Origin of the sequence: Intestinibacter sp. (assembly GCF_034113885.1) — a bacterium.
Classification (GTDB): Bacteria; Bacillota; Clostridia; order Peptostreptococcales; family Peptostreptococcaceae; genus Intestinibacter.
Map to the genome: position 1 here is coordinate 1 of NZ_JAXEWM010000204.1, position 3326 is coordinate 3326.

Here is a 3326-nt window from a genome sequence, read left to right on the forward strand (position 1 = left end):
ATTGTAAAATGCTTTTGATGTAAACTTTTTAAGCCATGATTCACCGTCCCTGCTTCTTCTCTTGGCATATACATCGTCGTAGCCCTCTTCGTAGTATTTTAGCATCTCGATTATTAGTTCTGGTGGATCCTGCAAGTCTGCATCTATTATTGCGACTGCATCTCCAGTTACATAGTCAAATGCCGCTCCCATTGCGACCTCTTTACCGAAATTTCTAGATAGATTTAAGTAACATACTCTTTTGTCAACCTTATGAAGCTGTTTTACAATTTCTAGAGAATTATCTTTACTTCCATCATTTACAAATAAAAATTCTATGTCGTAGTCCTTTATATTATCGGCTAAACCGGTCAATCTATTGTATAAAAGAGGAAGCGATTCTTCTTCATTGTACATCGGTATTATTATTGATAGTGTTTTTTTCTTCAAAATTATTTCACCCCCGCTATCGAATTTATTTCGTAGTATTTTGCCATCCATGTATTAAACCATGATTTTGGATTGTCCATTATATATCTAGTTCCTAAAAATGCGTTGTAGTCAGTTTGAGGTATAGATATATTTTTTACTTTTATATCTAAGTTTCCTTTGGCTTTTTCTTCGTTAATTGTCTCTATTTGATAATTTACTTCATCGTAAGTTTTTGCAATATCGTAATAAACCACACTATATTCTACCATAAATTGAACACTAGTAAATACTAATAAAACAGCCAATATAGAATAAATTAAACTTTTATTCATGTTGTTTATATTTATATTCGCATATAAATTTCCTGTAGCTATTATTATAAGCATAATAGGTCCAAACCACGTTCTGATAGATATTTGTGGAGATATAGCTAATACATATATTCCAGCAAAGGCAGCTAGAAGATACATTATAGATAATGTAGCTTGTTCTCTTACTAAATTTTTGTTGCTGTTAGTCCAGATTAAGAATATCAATATTATAAAAAATAAAACGAAAAGAACAACTGACATATTGTAGGTATATGTAGTTATTTTTACTATATTACCTACTATATCTAGTGTTTTTTCTAGAGCAGTATTATTTCTAACTGTGTTACCTGGTGCAATCGCTAAAAGCACAAAGCCGACACAGCTTGATAAAAATCCTAAAATAGACCATTTAGGAATTTTCAATCCAATGAATTTATAGTAGACCATAAACATCATTATAAGGAAAATCATAGCTCCACCTGTATTTTCATTAGTCCATCCAGCTATCAGACCAAATAAAAGCATCGCGATATTTTTCAACACTCCATCATTGTCTGTATCGTATAGCTCTATGTATCTCTTGTACGGCAACAAAAATAAAAGCACGATAAGGCTACACCATAAATAATTACAAGCACCAGAAGCCCAAAGCACAGTTAATCCAAAATTAGGCGTAAAAAACCATAGACAAAAGCATATTCCAGCTAATAATGGAAGATTTATGCTTTTATTTACATTGCAGTGAAGATAAATAACTACGGCTAATCCTACGAATACTAGTGAATTAACTATATTGAAGACCTGCTTGTCAAACATAAGTATAAATTGAAGCATTGTATGAGCGACGATTCTTCCACCCCACATGAAATAATGGTTGTACATAGAGTGAAAGATATCTGTAAAACCAGTTATTCTAGGTGTACTTTCCTTAGGCCAAAAGTTCTCGTACAAAAAAGTATATCTGAAGTCATCAGATACTAAGTGTGTTTTTTGATTTAAAATATATACGGCTATAAATATTATTGCTAAAATTAGCATAAAAATGATTTTTTTAGCTGCACTATCTGATTTTTTTGTAGTGCTGCTGAATATCGATTTATTGTTTATCAATTATATTCCTCCCTAAGTTTAAAATTATTACTTTACAATTATACAACAAATTTTTAACGGAAATATTACATAATAGATACAAAATTGTTAACATTGATATAAATAAGTTTATAAATCTGATTATATAGATTAAAATTAAGTTAGAGGAAGTTAAAAATATAAGAATGGGGGAAGTTTCAATGAAAAAATTAATATCGGTGTTTTTAGCAATGGCATTAACATTAACTAATTTTCAAGGATGGGAGTGTTTAAAGAAGGTAGATTTATTTGAGAAGCTTGATTTGTTTCAAGGGGTAGATCAATCCTTTGCTGAAGAAGGGACTTTGCTTGAAGGAACAGGGCTTTATTACTCTATTTCGAATGGTAAGGCTACTATTACCGATACTGATATTAGTATTTCTGGAGATTTAGTAATTCCAGAGACTATAAATGGATATCCAGTAACAAGTATAGGAAAATATGCCTTTGGATCTTGTAGAAAATTAACAAGTATAAGTATACCAGAAGGGGTAACAAGTATAAGTGCAAATGCTTTTTATGGTTGTGAAGGTTTATTAAGTATAAATATACCAGAAACAGTGACAAGCATAGGAGAATATGCATTTTCTAATTGCAAAAGTTTAATAAGTGTCGATATTCCAAAAGGGGTTACTAGTATAGAAAGGTATACTTTCAGATGGTGTGAAGCTTTAAATAATGTAACTATACCAAATGGAGTAACAAGTATAGGGGAATATGCTTTTTATAATTGTAGAGCTTTAGAAAGTATAATTATCCCAGAGGGGGTAACCAGTATAGGAAAATCAGCTTTTTATAACTGTGAAAGTTTGGAAAATATAAATATACCAGATGGAGTAACAAATATAGATGCATCTGCTTTTCAATATTGTGAAAAGCTATCAAGTATAAATATACCAAAAGGAATAACAAGTATAAAAAATAGTGTTTTTTCTAATTGCTCAAGCTTAACAAGTATAGTTATCCCAGAAGGTGTAACAAGTATAGGTGCTGGTGCCTTTAGTAGTTGTTATAATCTAAAAAGTATAAATATACCAGAGAGGGTAACAAGTATAGGAAAATCAGCTTTTTCTAGCTGTTTGAGTATAGAAAGTATAACTATTCCAGAAAAAATAACAAGTATAGAAGGTGATACTTTTTACAGATGTGAAAATTTAAAAAGTATAAATCTTCCAAACGGGTTAAAAACTATAGGCGAGTTTGCATTTGATAGTTGCTATAGCTTATCGAGTATAACTATTCCAGAAGGAGTAACAAGCATAGAAAGACATGCTTTTGCTGGCTGTAGAAGTTTATCGAGTATAACTATACCAAAATCAGTAACAAGCATAGGAAATGATGCATTTAATGCGTGTGTAGGCTTAGAAAGTATAAGTATCCCAGAAGGAATAACTATTATAGAAAATTCTACTTTTGAAAAATGTAAAAGTCTACAAAGTATAACTATACCAAAAGGAGTAACAAGTATAGGTTGGA

The 3326-nt window shown here is 30.6% G+C and carries 3 protein-coding genes; 1 reads left to right on the plus strand and 2 read right to left on the minus strand.

Features of this window, described 5'->3' with window-relative positions; all coding sequences use genetic code 11:
- Positions 1–429, minus strand: a 429-nt coding sequence (locus tag SPD90_RS12625) for a glycosyltransferase family 2 protein (protein ID WP_320925460.1), incomplete at its 3' end; no start/stop codon positions are given.
- 2 nt (positions 430–431) lie between these two features.
- Positions 432–1832: a DUF3329 domain-containing protein gene (locus SPD90_RS12630; RefSeq protein WP_320626716.1), complete on the minus strand. Its 1401-nt coding sequence runs from the start codon at positions 1830–1832 to the stop codon at positions 432–434.
- A gap of 179 nt (positions 1833–2011) precedes the next feature.
- Between SPD90_RS12630 and SPD90_RS12635 the strand changes: the two genes are divergently transcribed.
- Positions 2012–3326, plus strand: a 1315-nt coding sequence (locus tag SPD90_RS12635; protein WP_320925461.1) for a leucine-rich repeat domain-containing protein, incomplete at its 3' end; no start/stop codon positions are given.